At 70.2% G+C, this 15,772-nt stretch carries 16 protein-coding genes; 6 read left to right on the top strand and 10 right to left on the bottom strand.

Going from position 1 to position 15,772, the window contains the following annotated elements:
• The first annotated feature begins 6 nt into the window (after positions 1–6).
• The gene (locus ABZ420_RS23175; protein ID WP_357126205.1) at positions 7–555 is read left to right on the top strand and encodes a YceI family protein; all 549 of its coding nucleotides are present in this window, start codon (positions 7–9) and stop codon (positions 553–555) included.
• A 48-nt stretch (positions 556–603) separates the two neighbouring features.
• Here ABZ420_RS23175 and ABZ420_RS23170 read toward each other — a convergent pair whose 3' ends face one another.
• From ABZ420_RS23170 to ABZ420_RS23160, 3 genes are all read right to left on the bottom strand, one after another.
• Complete coding sequence (locus ABZ420_RS23170; RefSeq protein ID WP_357126202.1) at positions 604–1,419, bottom strand: DUF72 domain-containing protein; 816 nt, start codon at positions 1,417–1,419, stop codon at positions 604–606.
• Between the two features lie 88 nt (positions 1,420–1,507).
• A complete protein-coding gene (glpK, locus tag ABZ420_RS23165) occupies positions 1,508–3,025 on the bottom strand; it encodes a glycerol kinase GlpK (RefSeq protein ID WP_357126199.1) in 1,518 nt (505 codons plus the stop codon).
• A 25-nt stretch (positions 3,026–3,050) separates the two neighbouring features.
• A complete protein-coding gene (locus ABZ420_RS23160) occupies positions 3,051–3,833 on the bottom strand; it encodes an IclR family transcriptional regulator (protein ID WP_062971602.1) in 783 nt (260 codons plus the stop codon).
• 238 nt (positions 3,834–4,071) lie between these two features.
• On the opposite strand from ABZ420_RS23160, the gene glpK (ABZ420_RS23155) reads away from it, so the two are divergent.
• Together glpK (ABZ420_RS23155) and glpD are read left to right on the top strand one after the other, a co-directional pair.
• Positions 4,072–5,604 carry a glycerol kinase GlpK gene (gene glpK / locus ABZ420_RS23155; protein ID WP_357126196.1) on the top strand — a complete coding sequence of 511 codons (1,533 nt, stop codon included), beginning with the start codon at positions 4,072–4,074 and terminating at the stop codon, positions 5,602–5,604.
• A 52-nt stretch (positions 5,605–5,656) separates the two neighbouring features.
• Positions 5,657–7,336, top strand: a complete 1,680-nt coding sequence (glpD, locus tag ABZ420_RS23150) for a glycerol-3-phosphate dehydrogenase (RefSeq protein ID WP_357126193.1) — start codon at positions 5,657–5,659, stop codon at positions 7,334–7,336.
• Positions 7,337–7,373: 37 nt separating this feature from the next.
• Here glpD and ABZ420_RS23145 read toward each other — a convergent pair whose 3' ends face one another.
• Positions 7,374–7,538, bottom strand: a complete 165-nt coding sequence (locus ABZ420_RS23145; RefSeq protein ID WP_357042974.1) for a hypothetical protein — start codon at positions 7,536–7,538, stop codon at positions 7,374–7,376.
• A 128-nt stretch (positions 7,539–7,666) separates the two neighbouring features.
• Between ABZ420_RS23145 and ABZ420_RS23140 the strand changes: the two genes are divergently transcribed.
• Positions 7,667–8,341 (top strand): class I SAM-dependent methyltransferase, encoded by a 675-nt coding sequence (locus ABZ420_RS23140; protein ID WP_357126190.1) that lies wholly within the window; start codon positions 7,667–7,669, stop codon positions 8,339–8,341.
• Position 8,342: 1 nt separating this feature from the next.
• Here the strand turns inward: ABZ420_RS23140 and ABZ420_RS23135 are convergent, their stop codons facing one another.
• Genes ABZ420_RS23135 through ABZ420_RS23125 form a run of 3 tightly spaced genes read right to left on the bottom strand, consistent with a single transcriptional unit; the run spans position 8,343 to position 10,903 of the window.
• Complete coding sequence (locus ABZ420_RS23135) at positions 8,343–9,605, bottom strand: acyl-CoA dehydrogenase family protein (protein ID WP_357126187.1); 1,263 nt, start codon at positions 9,603–9,605, stop codon at positions 8,343–8,345.
• Positions 9,606–9,611: 6 nt separating this feature from the next.
• Positions 9,612–10,610: a phosphotransferase family protein gene (locus ABZ420_RS23130; protein WP_357126184.1), complete on the bottom strand. Its 999-nt coding sequence runs from the start codon at positions 10,608–10,610 to the stop codon at positions 9,612–9,614.
• On the bottom strand, positions 10,607–10,903 hold the full coding sequence (locus tag ABZ420_RS23125) for a DUF6285 domain-containing protein (protein ID WP_357126181.1): 297 nt from the start codon (positions 10,901–10,903) through the stop codon (positions 10,607–10,609). Before ABZ420_RS23125 ends, ABZ420_RS23130 begins: the two co-directional genes overlap by 4 nt.
• Positions 10,904–11,209: 306 nt before the next feature.
• Here ABZ420_RS23125 and ABZ420_RS23120 point away from each other — a divergent pair, with 306 nt between their 5' ends.
• Positions 11,210–12,382, top strand: a complete 1,173-nt coding sequence (locus tag ABZ420_RS23120) for an Ig-like domain-containing protein (RefSeq protein ID WP_357126330.1) — start codon at positions 11,210–11,212, stop codon at positions 12,380–12,382.
• Between the two features lie 370 nt (positions 12,383–12,752).
• Here ABZ420_RS23120 and ABZ420_RS23115 read toward each other — a convergent pair whose 3' ends face one another.
• Positions 12,753–13,223, bottom strand: coding sequence for a helix-turn-helix domain-containing protein (locus tag ABZ420_RS23115; protein ID WP_357126177.1), 471 nt, complete (start codon positions 13,221–13,223; stop codon positions 12,753–12,755).
• Positions 13,224–13,328: 105 nt separating this feature from the next.
• Here ABZ420_RS23115 and ABZ420_RS23110 point away from each other — a divergent pair, with 105 nt between their 5' ends.
• Positions 13,329–14,582, top strand: a complete 1,254-nt coding sequence (locus ABZ420_RS23110; protein WP_357126174.1) for a cytochrome P450 — start codon at positions 13,329–13,331, stop codon at positions 14,580–14,582.
• On the opposite strand, the gene ABZ420_RS23105 is transcribed toward ABZ420_RS23110, so the two are convergent.
• Both ABZ420_RS23105 and ABZ420_RS23100 read right to left on the bottom strand, forming a co-directional pair.
• Positions 14,583–15,266, bottom strand: a complete 684-nt coding sequence (locus ABZ420_RS23105; RefSeq protein ID WP_357126171.1) for an SDR family NAD(P)-dependent oxidoreductase — start codon at positions 15,264–15,266, stop codon at positions 14,583–14,585.
• Complete coding sequence (locus ABZ420_RS23100) at positions 15,263–15,715, bottom strand: SRPBCC family protein (protein WP_357126327.1); 453 nt, start codon at positions 15,713–15,715, stop codon at positions 15,263–15,265. Before ABZ420_RS23100 ends, ABZ420_RS23105 begins: the two co-directional genes overlap by 4 nt.
• Positions 15,716–15,772: the final 57 nt, after the last annotated feature.

Raw genomic sequence — 15,772 nt, 5'->3', positions numbered from 1 at the left:
AACATCATGACGACCGGAACCACCAACGCTCTCACCGCGGGCACCTGGGCCATCGACCCCGCCCACTCCACCCTGGGCTTCTCGGTACGCCACTTGATGGTCAGCAAGGTACGCGGCCGCTTCACCGACTTCTCCGGCAAGCTGGTCATCGGCGAGGACGGCAGCGCCTCGGCCACGGCCGAGATCCGGGTCGACTCGGTCACCACCGACAACGAACAGCGCGACGCGCACCTGCGCACCGCGGACTTCTTCCAGGCCGAGGAGTTTCCGGTGGCCACCTTCGAGTCCACCGGTTTCCGGGTGAACGGCGAGGACTTCATCGTGGACGGCGAGTTCACCATCCGCGGCGTCACCAAGCCGGTCACGCTGGACGTGGAGTTCCTCGGCGTCAACCCCGGCATGGGCCACGGGCCGGTCGCGGGCTTCGAGGCCAAGACCGTGATCAACCGCCGCGACTTCGGCATCACCATCGACATGCCCCTGCCCGACGGCGGCGCGGTGATCGGCGACAAGATCACGCTCACCCTCGAGATCGAGGTCGGTTTGCAGTCCTGAGTGATTCGGACGGTCCCGCGGGAGTTGCCCGCGGGACCGTTCTTTTCGTCAGAAGAGGGTCATCGGCTCGGCAGGCGTCGGCTCCGGCAACGGGTCGAGCTGTGGCAGCCGGGCGCGGACCTCGTCGTGGAAGCGGCGGGCCAGCTCCAGCGAGCCCGCGTTGTCCGGGGTGTGCACGAACACCGTCGGCGACCGGCCTTCGCGCAGCCACTCGGCGACCGTGCCGACCCACGGCTGCCAGCCGTCGACGGTGCGCTCCACATCGTCGCGGCCGTGGTACCGCACGATCGGGTACTCGGTCAGGGCGCGCATCCTGCGCCGCACCCGCGGCTTCTTCGACGCCGCCTCCTGTTCCGCCGCACTGGTGGGCGGACCGTCGAAGAGCACGGTGGTGTCGAACGGAACCCATTCGGCGCCCACCCTGGACAAGACGTATTCCAGCCTGCGCGCCGCCTGCTCGTCGGCGAAGAACGCGGGATGCCGGACCTCGACGGCGGCCCGGTAGGTGCGCGGCAGTTGCCGCATGAATCCGGCCAGCGCACCGAGATCGGTGGGGCCGAACGAGCCGGGTAGCTGCACCCACAGGGCGTGAACGCGTTCCCTGAGCGGTTCCATCGCGGCGAGGAACGAGCGCAGATCCTCCTCGACGCCGGTCAGCCTGCGTTCATGGGTGATCGGCTTGGGCAGCTTGAGGACGAACCGGAACGCGGGATCGCATTGACGCGCCCACGATTCCACCGTGCGCCGCGAAGGCGTCGCGTAGAAGGTCGTATTGCCTTCGACCGCATTGCACCACGTGGCGTACCAGCGCAGCCGCTCCCCCGGCGCGAGCTGCCTTTCCTGCCAAGCCGCGTGCGTCCACATCGCACATCCCACGTGAAGCCGCATACTTCCGACGCTAACCCACCATCCCGACACGCCCGTCCCGGTGGCACGCGACCACGACCGGGACTCACCGCCGCGCCCGCTTCGCCGACCGGACCCAGCCGAAAGTCAGCTCCACGGCGCGCTTCCAGTTGTCGTACTCCTCCGCTCGCAGCTCGGGGTCCATCCGTGGAACCCATTGCGCGGCAAGGCGCCGGTTGTTCCGCAGTCCTTCCAGGTCCGGCCAGTAACCGACGGCAAGGCCCGCGGCGTACGCGGCGCCGAGCGAGACCGTCTCGGCGACGAACGGACGCGACACCGGAACGTCGAGGACGTCGGCCACGATCTGCATGAGCAGGTTGTTGGAGGTCATGCCGCCGTCCACGCGCAGCGCCTCGGCGCGCAGGCCCGAGTCGGCGTTCATCGCCTCCACCACGTCGCGGGTCTGCCAGGCGGTGGCCTCCAACACGGCGCGGGCGATGTGGCCCTTGGTGATGTAAGAGGTCAGTCCGGCGATGAGACCGCGGGCGTCGCTGCGCCAATGCGGTGCGTAGAGCCCGGAGAACGCGGGCACGACGTAGCAGCCGCCGTTGTCTTCGACGGTGCGCGCGAGGGTTTCGATCTCCGGCGCACTCGTGACGAGCCCGATGTTGTCGCGCACCCACTGCACGAGCGAACCGGTGACCGCGATCGGGCCCTCCAGCGCGTAGACCGGCTCCTGGCCGATCTGGTAGCCGATGGTGGTGAGCAGGCCGTGCCCGGAGCGCACCAGCTCACGCCCGGTGTTCATCATGAGGAATCCGCCCGTTCCGTAGGTGCACTTGGTTTCCCCACGCGCGAAACATGTCTGGCCGAACAACGCGGCGTGCTGGTCGCCGAGCGCCGCGGCGATCGGGATGTCCGGCACCACCCGGCGCGTACTGCCGTAGGACGCGGTCGATGGCTGGATGCGCGGCAGCATTCCCGCCGGGATGCCGAAGAACTCCAGCAGTTCGTCGTCCCAGGCGAGGGTGCCGATGTTCATCAGGAGGGTTCGGCCGGCGTTGGTGACGTCGGTGTGGTGCAGGCCGCCGTCCGGACCGCCGGTGAGGTTCCAGATCAGCCAGGTCTCCATGGTGCCGAACAGCACCTCGCCCCGCTCGGCGCGCTCGCGCAGACCGGGCATCGTGTCCAGCATCCAGCGCAGTCGCGGCGCGGCGAAATAGCTCGCCGGTGGCAGACCGCACAGTTCGCGGATCCGTTCGGCGCCCGGCTTGCCCTCCAGTTCCCGGACCAGTTCTTCGGTCCGCACGTCCTGCCAGACGATGGCGCGCCCGACCGGCGTGCCGGTGCGGCGGTCCCACACCACGGTGGTCTCGCGCTGGTTGGCGATGCCGAGCGCGACGATCTGATCGGCGGCCACACCGGAATCGCGCAGCGCCTGCGGCACGATCCGCTCGACGTTGCGCCAGATCTCCACGGCGTCCTGCTCGGCCCATCCCGGCCGCGGGTAGTGCTGCCGGTGCGGGCGCTGGGCGACACCGACGAGCCGGGCACGCTGGTCGAACAGGATGCACCGCGTGGAGGTGGTGCCCTGATCGATGGCGAGCACGTAACGCTGCTTCATGCTGCTCCTGAATGAAATCCGCTGGTCACCGGCGCGACGGCGGTCGGTCGCCCGCACCGAGATCGCGCGACACCGCCCGTGCCGCGTCCAGCACCCGGCCGACCAGCGCGGGGCGGTGCCGCGACTTCGCGTCACAGAGCCGGTCAACCGCGCCGGTGATGCCGATGGCGCCGACCACGAGCCCACCCGGCGCCCGGATCGGCGCCGCGATACCCGCCTCGCCGGTCCGGAACTCCTCGATGTCGCCCGCCCATCCGGCCCGCCGCACGCCGGCCAGTTCCCTGGTGAGCGCGGCGCGGTCGACGAGGGTGCGGTGCGTGAGCGCGGCCGGCTCGGCCCGGCGCACCGTCGCGGCCAGGTCGGCGTCATAGGCGAGCAGCACCTTGCCCAGCGCGGTGGCGTGCGGCGGCAGGAGTTCGCCGAGCTCGAGCGCCTGTTCGGTGTTGTCCGGCCGGAACACGTGGTGGACCACGACCACCGCGCCGTCCAGCGGCGCGCCGATCCGCACCGCCTCGCCCGTGCGCGCCGCCAGCGCGTCGGCCCAATTGATCGCGCGGGAGCGCAACTCGTTCGCGTCGAGATAGCCGCCGCCCAGGTGTGGCAGCGCCGCGCCGAGCTGGTACTTGCCGCTCGCCGGGTCCTGGTCGACGAAGCCGACGCCCTGGAGCGTGCGCAGGATGCCGTGCGCGGTCGGCTTTGGCAGGTCGAGCGCGCCCGCGATGTCGCCGACGCCGAGACGACCGGAGCCGCGGGCCAGCAGTCGCAGCACGGCCGCCGCCCGCTCGATCGACTGGATCGGACCCGGCATGTCCGGAAACCTATCCCCCGTGTCGTGATTCGACAATCGTGTGCGACGCCCGGCGCACCCGGTATGAGCTGCGCCATACCTTGGCCTCGCCCGACTCGGCAGCCATTGCGTTCTCCGCGACCAGCCCGACCGTTCGACATTGTCGAATGGCAGCGCTATCCGGGTCCGGCATTCCGCCGTAGTTTCCGTTTCGAGCACGGTCGCGCCCGCGGCCTGCGCGGCGAACGGAGGCTCAGCGATGACTCGGGGCGTTAGCCGGTACGTCGGCGCCATCGACCAGGGCACCACGAGCACCCGATTCATGGTGTTCGACCACGGGGGCAACGAGGTCGCCCGCCACCAACTCGAGCACGAGCAGATCCTGCCGCGCCCCGGGTGGGTGGAGCACAATCCGACCGAGATCTGGGAGCGCACCCGCGCGGTCGTGCAGACCACGCTGACCAAGGCCGATCTCGTCGCGAGCGACCTCGCCGCGGTCGGCGTCACCAACCAGCGGGAGACCACGGTGGTGTGGAACCGCAGGACCGGGCGGCCGTACTGCAACGCGATCGTCTGGCAGGACACCCGCACCGATCGCATCGCCGCCGAATTGGAGCGGGCCGGGCACGGCGACACCATCCGGCGCAAGGCGGGCCTGCCGCCCGCGACCTATTTCTCGGGCGGCAAACTGCGCTGGATCCTCGACAACGTCCCCGGGGTGGCCCGGGACGCCGAACGCGGCGACGCGCTCTTCGGCACCACCGACAGCTGGCTGCTGTGGCAGCTGACCGGCGGGGTGGACGGCGGCGTGCACGTCACCGACCCGACCAACGCCAGTCGCACCATGCTGATGGACCTGGAGACATTGGACTGGGACGACGAACTGCTGGCCTTGTTCGGAGTGCCGCGCGCGATGCTGCCCAGAATCGCGCCGTCGGCGAATCCGGACCTGTTCGGCCGCACCCGGCCCGACGGGCCGTTCGGCGGCGCGGTCCCGCTCGCCGGTGTGCTCGGCGACCAGCAGGCCGCCACCGTCGGACAGGTCTGCTTCCGTCCCGGCGAGGCGAAGAACACCTACGGCACCGGCAACTTCCTGTTGCTCAACACCGGGACCGAGATCGTGCGATCGCGACACGGACTGCTCACCACCGTGGCCTACCGATTCGGCTCGGAGAAGCCGGTGTACGCGCTGGAGGGCTCGATCGCGGTGACGGGCTCGGCGGTGCAGTGGCTGCGCGACCAGCTCGGCATCATCTCCGGTGCGGCGCAGAGCGAGTCGCTGGCCCGGCAGGCCGAGGACAACGGCGGGGTGTACTTCGTGCCCGCGTTCTCCGGATTGTTCGCGCCCTACTGGCGGTCGGACGCGCGCGGCGCGATCGTCGGCCTGTCCCGCTACAGCACCAACGCCCATCTCGCGCGGGCGACGCTGGAATCGATCTGCTACCAGACCCGCGACGTGGTCGAGGCGATGCAGGCCGACTCCGGCGTCCGGCTGGACGTGCTGCGGGTGGACGGCGGCGTCACCGCCAACGAACTGTGCATGCAGTTGCAGGCCGACTTCCTCGGCGTGCCGGTGTCGCGCCCGGTGGTCGCCGAGACCACCGCCCTTGGCGCCGCCTACGCGGCCGGGCTGGCGGTCGGCTTCTGGAGCGACACCGACGAACTCGCCCGGAACTGGAACGAAGGGAAGCGCTGGCATCCGGCCTGGTCGCCACCGCAGCGTGAGCGCGGCTACGCGCGCTGGAAGAAAGCGGTCGCCCGCACCCTCGACTGGATCGACGACGAGGACTGAGCCGGCGACCCCGTCGTACCCGAATATCCCCGAAACAAGGAGAGACAGCGCTGTGTCCGCACGATTGGACGCCCGATACCGCGACCACGCGGTGAACTCGCTCGGTGACACCGAGATCGACGTGCTCGTCATCGGCGGCGGCGTGGTCGGCGCGGGCGCCGCGCTCGACGCCGCCTCCCGCGGCCTGACCGTGACCCTGGTGGAGGCAAGGGACTTCGCCGCGGGCACCTCGAGCCGCTCCAGCAAGCTCATCCACGGCGGGCTGCGCTACCTGGAACAGCTGGACTTCTGGCTGGTGCGGGAGGCGCTGAAGGAACGCGGCCTGCTGCTGCACCGGCTGGCCCCGCACCTGGTACGGCCGGTGTCGTTCCTGCTGCCGTTGCGGCATCGCGTGTGGGAACGCGCCTACATCGGCGCCGGCGTCGCCCTGTACGACACCATCGGCGGCGCCCGCGCCCTGCCGATGCACCGGCACCTGTCCCGCACGCGCGCGCTGGAACTCGCGCCCGCCCTGCGCGCGGACGCGCTGACCGGGGCCATCCGGTACTTCGACGCGCAGGTCGACGACGCCCGGCACACGATGATGATCGCGCGCACGGCGGCCGGGCACGGCGCGACCGTGCTCACCCGCACCAAGGTGACGGCGCTGCTGCGCGACGGCGAGCGCGTCGTCGGCGCGGAGGTCACCGACCTGGAGACCGGGCGGGTGCACGCGGTCCGCGCGCGCCGGGTGATCAGCGCCACCGGAGTGTGGACCGACGAGATGAACCGGATGACCGGCGTCGAGTTCCCCTTCCACGTCCGGATGTCCAAGGGCGTGCACATCTTGGTGCCGCGCCATCGCCTGCACTTGGATACCGGCCTGATCATGCGCACCGAGAAGAGCGTGCTGTTTGTCATCCCGTGGCACGGGCACTGGATCATCGGCACCACCGACACGGACTGGTCGCTGGACAAGGACCACCCGGCCGCCAGCGACGCCGACGTGCGGTACCTGCTCGATCACGTCAACCGGGTGTTGCGGGAGCCGCTCACCCGCGACGACATCGTCGGCACGTACGCGGGTCTGCGCCCGCTGCTGTCCGGCGCGTCGGCCGACACCGCGACGCTCTCCCGGGAGCACGCGGTCGCCGAACCGGCCCCCGGCCTGTTCGTCATCGCGGGTGGCAAGTACACCACCTACCGGGTGATGGCCGCCGACGTCGTGGACGCGGCGGTGGCCGGATTCGGCCGCGCGGTCGCGCCGTCGGTGACCGCGCACCTGCCGATTATCGGCGCGGTGGGCTACCAGGAACTCGCCGCCGACCTCGACAGCCTGGCGCAACGCACGGGCCTGCCGCGCGCGACGGTGCAGCGGCTGCTCGGCCGTTACGGCTCGACGATCACCGACCTGTTCGACCTGATCGCCCGCGAGCCCGAGTTGGGTGAGCCGCTCACCGGAGCACCCGAATACTCGGGCGCGGAGGTGGTGTACGCGGTGACGCACGAAGGCGCACTGCACTTGGACGACGTGCTCACCCGCCGCACCCGGGTGTCCATCGAAACGGCCGACCGCGGCCTGGCCGCCGCTCCCGGGGTGGCTCGGCTGATCGGCGCGCACCTCGGCTGGGACGCCGAGGCCACCGAGCGGGAGATCACCCGCTACCGCGATCGGGTGCACGCCGAATTGGCCGCCAATCAGGCGGCCGACGACGAATCCGCCAACGCGGCCCGGTTGATCGCCGTGGCCTGAGCCCCTGGCACGGTTCCCACACGGAACCGCGCCGGGTTCACTGATCCATGCCGCTGTGCCCGCTCGGCGTCGACTCGTCGGTCTCGAGTTCGGCGCCGGCCGGGTGCTCGTCGGCGTGCGTCGGCTTGGTGTGCTCGTCGGCGAAATCCGCGTCCTGCTGCATCGACTCCGCCGTCGTCGGATCGATATTCGGTGTGCTCATAACCCGCGCGTACCCAGCGGTGCGGCCCTGACGCACACACCTCGGCCTCGGCGGGAAAGCAGGATCGGCACTCTCGGCGGGAGTGGCGGGTTGACCTCGAGCACGGTTGAGGATGGAGCATGGTGAGCATGACTCGTCCAGCTGATTTCTGGAATACCGTCTATGACAACGACACCGCCCCCTGGGTGATCGGCGAGCCGCAACCGGCCATCGTCGCGCTCGAGCGGGACGGCGGCATCACCGGACGCGTGCTCGACCCGGGCTGCGGCGCCGGTGAGCACACGATCCTGCTGACCAGGCTCGGGTACGACGTGCGCGGAATCGACATGTCGCCGAGCGCGGTGGCGTACGCGCGGGCCAACGCCGCCGAGCAGGGTGTGCCGTCGGCCTCCTTCGAGGTGGCCGACGCCCTCGCACTCGGCGACCGGCCGGAGTTCGCCGGTGATCCGCCCGGCTCCGCGCCCGCGTTCGACACCATCGTCGACAGCGCGCTGTTCCACGTCTTCGGGACCGAGGACGAGCCGCGCGCCGCCTATGTCCGCAGCCTGCACGCGATCTGCAAGCCGGGCGGCACCGTCCATGTTCTCGCGCTCTCCGATGTCGAGCCGGGGTTCGGCCCGCGGATCAGCGACACCTTGATCCGGGAGTCGTTCCGCGACGGCTGGACGGTGGAAGACGTGCGGCAGGCGCGCTACCGGGGGCGGGTGACCGACCCGGTGGCCCAGGACGCGGCGAACCTGGAGGTCTCCGCGTCCGGCCACGTCGACCTCGCCGCGTGGCTGGCTCGGATCCGCCGCATCTGAGTCACACGCCCTTCGGCGCTTTGCTTCCCATGAAGCCGAACAGGTAGCCCGCCACCCGCCGCATCTGGATCTCCTCGGCGCCCTCGGTGATCCGGTAGCGCCGGTGGTGGCGGTAGATGTGCTCGAACGGCTTGTGCCGGGAGTAGCCGAGGCCGCCGTGCACCTGCATGGCGCGGTCGGCGGCCTCGCAGCACAACCGGTTGGCCCAGTAGTTGCACATCGAGACCTGCTCGGAGACGGCGAACGTGCCGTAGGTGTCCATCGACCAGGCGGTCTTGTGGATGAGGGCGCGCAACATCTCGCACTGGGTGTGCAGCTCCACCAAGGGGAACTGGATCGCCTGGTTGGCGGCCAGCGGCTTGCCGAAGGGCTTGCGCTGTTTGGCGTAGGCCACCGACTGGTCGATGCAGTACTGCGCCGCACCCAGACTGGAGGCGGCCTGGCGGATCCGGTTCTCGTTGAAGAAGTGCTGCACCACCGCCAGGCCGCGCCCCTCGCCGCCGAAGACGGCGCTGTCGGGGACCCGGACGCCGTTCAGGGAGACACGGGCGTGGTCGGTGGGCATGTTGAAAGTCCAGAGGTATTCCTCGACGACGAAGCCCGGGGCGTCGGTGGGCACCAGGAAGGCGGTGATGCCCGCCGCGTCGCCGGGGCCGCCGGAGGTGCGCGCGAAGATCAGGTCGGCGTCGGCGATGTGCACGCCGGTGTTCCAGGTCTTCTGCCCGGTGATCACCCAGTCGTCGCCGTCGCGGACCGCCGCGGTCTCCATGTGGGTGGCGTCGGAGCCGTGCTCGGGCTCGGTGATGCCGAAGGCGAAGAACTTCGTCCCCGAGGCCAAGCCGTCCACCCACTCCGCCCGCTGCGCGGGTGTGCCGTGTTCGAGCATGAGCAGCAGGCCGACGTTGTTGGCGACGATGGCGTGCTCGTTCTGCAGATCGCAGTGCAGGCCTAGGCCGCGCCGGGCCAGGTGCTCGCGGATCACGGCCATGCCCAGGTTGGTGCCGTCCCGGCCGCCGTACTGCGCGGGGAACGCGTACCGCAGGTGCCCGGCGGCGTCGGCGCGCCTGCGTACCTCGGCCAGCAGGTCCTCCCATTGCGCGTTCGGCAGGCCGCCGCGCTCCCAGTCCGTGCGGGCGTCCTCGCGGCGGTGGTCGAAGAAGCGGATGTTGTCGTCGGTCTGCTCGAGCGGCGTGATCTCGCGCTCGATGAACGCGTCGAGTTCGGCCAGGTATTCGACCAGTTCCGCGGGTAGCTCGAAATCCATCGGGCATCAGCCTTTCGCAGTGGGTCGGATCTGCATCAGCAGGTCCCATTCGATTTCCGACACGCGGCGCCCGCTGGCCGCCATCACGATGTCTCGCACGCTGCCGTCCGAGTGTGCCGCGGCCTGCCCGGCCAGCCCGATGCCCCAGGCGAGCGTGCACATCACCTTCCACCAGCGGAACCGGTCCTCGTCGAAACCGCCGCCCGCGCGCCGGTAGCCGCGCACGAACGCGGCGCGGCCAGCGAGCCCGCCGAATTCCCGGTCGTCCGCGCGGAAGCGCCACATGCGCAGCGCGGGCCAAGCCACGTCGCGCATCGGATCGCCGTGGCGCTGCGCGCCTTCCCAGTCCAGCACGGCTCGCAGGCCGTCGGGCCCGACGATGATGTTGCCGTTGCGCATGTCGGTGTGCAGCAGCGCGGTACGGGGCGGCGCGGGCGGGCAATGGCGTTCCAGCCAGCGCAGCGCGAGGGCGAACACCGGCCGGTCCGGCAAGAGCGCGCGCACGTGCTCGCCCGCCTCGGTCAGCTGCAGTTCCGGATCGGCGGCCGCTTCGGGCAGGCGAGCGGGCGCGGACGCGGGGTCGATGGCATGCAGACGGCCCATGGCCTCACCGAGCTGTTCGGCCACCCGTTCGCCGAGACCCGCCGCCTCCGTCAGCCGTAATACCTTGCGGGGCACGGTTTCCCCGTCCACCCGTTCGGAGACCACGAACGGCCCGCCGACATAGGCGCTGTCGGTACAGATCGCCACCACGGGAGGCACCGGCACACCGTGCGTCCGTGCCAGTTCGCGGACGGCGGCCTCCACGTCGACCGGAACCAGCTCGATCGCGCTCGGCACGATGGTCGCGACCATGCGGCGCGTCCCGCCCCCCAGGTCGGTTTCGAAGGCGACGTTGCGGCGACGGGCGCCCGCGGAGAGGTATTCGACGTTCGACACCGTCACCGCGCGGCCGCTCCCCGACTCGAGGAACCGGGCCAAACCGCGTGCCAGGTCGGCGCTCACTCGCCCGCCCAGGCGTCGTACCCGGGTTTGGCGATCGCCAAATCGGCCCGCACGATCGAAACCAGCGTTTCCCAGAGTCGCTCGTCATCCCCCTCGGCCACCGCGTCGAGCAGCTCGCGCTCGTGCTCGGCCGCGGCGGGGCCCGATTCGATCTCCCTGCGCACGATCCTGGCGAGATTGGCGCCCACCCGCGCCTTGTGCTGCAACCCCGCGGGCAGGGCGGGAAGCAGCGTCTGCTCGAGCAATTCGGCGATCGATTCCAGCAGCTCCGCTGCCGATGGGCGATTCTGCATGCGTTCCCCTCGGTCGGTTCCGGCCCCCAGCATGGCACGCACCGGTACCGTCCCGATCGGCACTTTCGGCCGTCACCCCTGGCCGCGCAGCCGTCGACGATCCCGCCGCCGAGCCCCTTCCTGTGTGCCGGCTGGGAATCTGCCGTGGGTCCTCCTTCGCATGGGGTTGCGCATGGGAGCGGTCGGTAAAATGCGAAGGGGCAGTAGGCGCGGGTGCGCCATTCGTTTGCGCTGGGCTGAAACAGGAGAAATGCATTGGCGACCAGTCGCGTCCGATCCGGAGTCGTCGCGGGGATCGCCCTGGTCATGGCGGTAATCGTGGCGGCGTGCTCGTCGTCGTCCGAGCCGGGCGGTACGCCGGGAGCGGCAGGCCCGGCGCCCTCGCCCCTCACCATCACGCCCGCGTCGGGGGCCCGCAACGTCGATCCGCTCGCACCGATCCAGGTCAGCGCCTCCGAGGGGCAGCTGACCTCGGTCACCATGACCAACGAGCAGGGCAACGCGGTCGAGGGGATCATGACGCCGGACAAGACGGCCTGGAAGCCCACCGAACCGCTCGGCTACGGCCGCACGTACACGGTGACCGCGGAAGGGCTCACCGTCACCGGCAGGACCGGGCCGACCACCGCGACCTTCTCCACGCTGACCCCGAACAATCAGACGAAGGTGTCGCTGACCACCACGGGCGGCACACCGCTGTCCGACGGCGGCACGTTCGGAGTGGGCACCGTGGTGGTAGCCCACTTCGACGAAGACGTCCCCGACCGCGCCGTCGCCGAGAAGCACTTGTCGGTCACCACCGACCCGCCGGTGGAGGGATCCTGGTACTGGCTGGACGATCGCAACGTGCATTGGCGGCCGCGGGAGTACTACACCCCGGGCACCAAGGTCAGTGTGGCGGCGAACATCTACGGCCAGGAACTCGGCCGCGGGCTCTACGGCCAGGAGGACACCAAGACCACGTTCACCATCGGCGCGTCGCACGTCTCGATCGCCGACGACAACACCAAGCAGATCCAGGTCTTCGAGAACGGCAAGCTGATCCGCACCATGCCGACCTCGATGGGTATGGGCGGCAGCGAGGTCATCGGCGGCAAGACGCTCACGTTCTGGACCCAGCCCGGGATCTACACGGTGATGGACAAGGCCAATCCGGTGATCATGGACTCCTCCACCTACGGCCTGCCGATCAACTCCCGCCTGGGCTACAAGGAGGCCATCGGCTGGGCGACCCGGATCAGCACCGACGGCATCTACCTGCACCAGCTCGACTCCACCATCTGGGCCCAGGGCAACACCGACGTCTCGCACGGCTGCCTCAATCTCAGCGGCGAGAACGCCCGGTGGTTCTTCGATTTCGCCGTCCCCGGTGACGTCGTGGAGATCCGCAACACCGGAGGCGCCCCGCTGGAGGTCTGGCAGAACGGCGACTGGGGGCTGCCGTGGGATCAGTGGGTGCAGGGCAGCGCGCTTCGATAGGGTCCGGCCGGCCGACACGCTGGCCGCCCTTGCCGATGTCGGGAAGCTGCACTACATTCCTGCACTCGCGAGACCACTCGGTCTCCAATCCCTGCGCGGCACACTCGCGACGGCACCGCGCGGGACCCCGCGTTGACGATCGGAGCCGGCTCGATGGCGATGCTGCTGTACTACTTACTCCTACCGCTCTATCTCGCCGAGGCATTCGTCAACCAGCTGCACTGAGCGCCGCTCGGCGCAACACACTTCAGGGGGCCCGCGATCGCCGCGCCGGCCTACCCCTCTCGTCCCGCTCGGAACAGGTGACGCCCACCGCGAGTTCGATACGTCGTCAGCGCCGATGCCTGGATGCGCGGCCCGAGCGATTTTCTCAACCGGCCTGTTCGGCACCCGGTGGCAGGTGGAAACCGGGACCCGCCTTCGGTTCGACCTCGCGCGGGTCGATCGGCTCACGGCAGTGGTCGCAGACCAGCATGGGTGAGGTCTCCTCCCCGCAGGTGCGATGTTCCAGGACGACCGGCCTGCCCTCCGGCCCGACCAGGTGGTGATCACCCCAGACCATCATCGCCGTGACGATCGGATACAACTCGCGGCCCGCGGCGGTGAGGTGGTAGTCGACGCGCCCGCCGCCGTGGTCGGTGCGAGTGAAGATGCCCGCGTCGATCAGCATGCGCAGGCGGCTGGTGAGCAGGTTGCGGTTGGTGATGCCGATATTGCGGGCGAAATCGCTGAAACGATGCACCCCGAAGAACGCCTCCGCGATGAGCAGGATGGTCCACCGGTCGCCGAGCAGTTCGACGACGCGGGTGACCGAATCGTCGACCGGGCGCCGCAGTGTCATGGCGCTATTTTCGCATCCCGTCGCGGTATTGCTTTCCTACTGACGGTATCGGAATAATACTGGCGATACCGATGCCCGTTCCGGGCCGGACAGCTGGGAGTGTCGATGACGACCACGAACCACCCGACCGACGACTACGTGCGCCTGCTCGACCCCGCGGTGCGGCCGGATCCGTACCCGCTGTTCGCGCGGCTACGCGACTGCGGCGCGTTCCGGATCGGCACGGCGCCGGTGGTCGTGCTGACCCGCTACGCCGACTGCGCCGCGGTACTGCGCGATCCGCGCGCGAGCGTCGACCGGTCACTGGCCCGGTTGCAGCTCGGCTCGATGCCGATCTACGACGGGACGCGCGAAGACGGTGCGGCACAGGCGAAACCGTCGTTCCTGTTCCTCGACCCGCCCGATCACACCCGCCTGCGCCGCCTGGTGTCCAAGGCGTTCACCCCGCGCGTCGTGCGGCAGCTCGAGCCCCGGATCACCGAGATCGTCGACGACTTGCTCGACCAGCGCGCTCGTGCGGGACGATTCGACGCCGTCGACCACTTGGCCTATCCGCTGCCGGTGACCGTCATCTGCGAATTGCTGGGCGTCCCGCTGGCGGACGAGGCGCGGTTGAGCGCCTGGTCGGCGCTGCTGTCCCGCACGCTCGACCCGACGTCCCGCGCGGCCGCCCAATTTCGCGCCGACCCAGCCGAGATCCGGCGCGCCGGGACCGAATTGCACGCCTACTTCGAAGAACTCATCGACCGCCGCAGGCGCACCCCGGGTCCGGATCTGCTGTCCGAACTCATCGCCGCCGAAGACGCCGGGGACGTGCTCACCCACGCGGAACTGATCTCGACGTGTGCACTGCTGCTGGTCGCCGGGCACGAGACCACCGTCAACCTGATCGCCAACGCGATCCTCGCCCTGCTGCGCAGGCCGGAGGAACTCGCCGCCCTCCGGGCGGATCCGGACCGGGCGGCGGGCGTCGTCGAGGAGACGCTGCGCTTCGACCCGCCGGTCCAGCTGATCCCGCGCGTCGCCGCGGACGAACTGAGCATCGGCGGCATGGACATCGAGCGCGGCGATCTGGTGGTGCTGCTGATCGCCGCAGCGCACCGCGACCCGTCGGTGTTCGGCGACCCCGGCCGATTCGATCCGGCGCGCGAGAACCGCCACCTGGCCTTCGGCCTCGGGGCGCATTTCTGCCTCGGCGCTCCCCTGGCTCGCTTGGAGGCGCGAGTGGCGTTGACCCGGTTCGCGCAACGAGTCGAAGACCCCTCGCTGCCGGTGGACCCGCCGCCGTACCGGGAACACGTGAATCTGCGCGGGCCCGCGCACCTGCCCATCGAGTTCGCGGCGATCCGGCCCAGGTAGTCAGCCGTCGTAGGAGACGTGCGGCGTCCACCCCTCGACGGGGCGGGTGGCCGCCGCGTGCAGCGCCGCGGCGACCCGGTCCCGCGTGAACGCTCCCTCGCCGAGCACTCCGTTGACCTGCACCGCGACGGCCCGTACGCCGACGGGCGCGAGGGTGGCGTCCAAGCTGGTGACCAGGTTGCGCACCGCCGCCTTCTGGACGCCGAGCGAGGCGGCCCGGTGCCACGGCTTGTCCGCGGCCGCACTCCCGGTGACCAGCACGCGGGCGCCATCGGCCAGGAATGGGCGCGCTGCCTGGACCGCGGGCAGTAGAGCCGCGGCGCCCACGGTGAAGTCCTCGATCAATGCGGCGACCGAGAGCTGCAACGGATCGGCCTCACGGAAGATGCTGGGATTGAAGTGCAACACGTCGATGCGGCCGTAGCGTTCGCCCACCTCCGCGACGACCCGGCCCACGTCGGCGGGATCGCGCAGATCCACCCCGGCGCCTTCCGCGTGGAACCCCTGCTCGCGCAACCGCGCCGCCAGCGGTTCGGCCTCCTCGGGTAACCGGCAGGCCAGCACGGTGGTGAAGCCGTCGGCGGCGAACAGGCCTGCGACCGAAAGCCCGACACCGGGACCGGCGCCGAGCACGAGCAGCACGGGAGCAGTCGAGGTTTCCGGGCGGCTGTCGGACTGGGTCATTCGACGACGGCCTTGATCCGGTTCAGCGTCTCGCGCATGCCCTCGACGTTGGTCTTGCCGCGCGTCCACCCGGCGAGCAACCAGTACAGCCGCAGCACAGGGTTGCTGTGCAGTTGGAACGACTCCGTGACATCGGTGCCGCCGTCGACCGGTTCGAAGACGTAGCGCCACGTGTTGACCGGCATGCCCTTCGGTCCGAGCACGGTGAACGCGAACTCGCGACCGGGCTCGCAGGCGACGATGCGGCACACCGTCGCGTACTTCAGCCCCCAGCCGTTGCGGTTGACGTGACCGCGGAACTTCACGCCCACCGCGGGCCCGGTGGCGCCGCCGAGCCACTCCGCGGCGAACGTCTCCGGACTGAACCGCCCGGTGTTCGCGATGTCACTGACCAGTCCCCAGATCTTGTCGGCGGGGGCGGCCATCCGGACGGTCACGCTGTCATGCATGCGCCGAACGCTAGCAGGCGGTTCCGCCGTCGCTTCCGGGTCGAACCGGGCTGCCGT

This window comes from Nocardia sp. NPDC005745 (assembly GCF_040630775.1).
In the GTDB taxonomy this organism is placed as follows: Bacteria; Actinomycetota; Actinomycetes; order Mycobacteriales; family Mycobacteriaceae; genus Nocardia.
The sequence above is the reverse complement of the archived record's forward strand: the minus strand, read 5'-3'. Positions and strand labels throughout refer to the sequence as shown.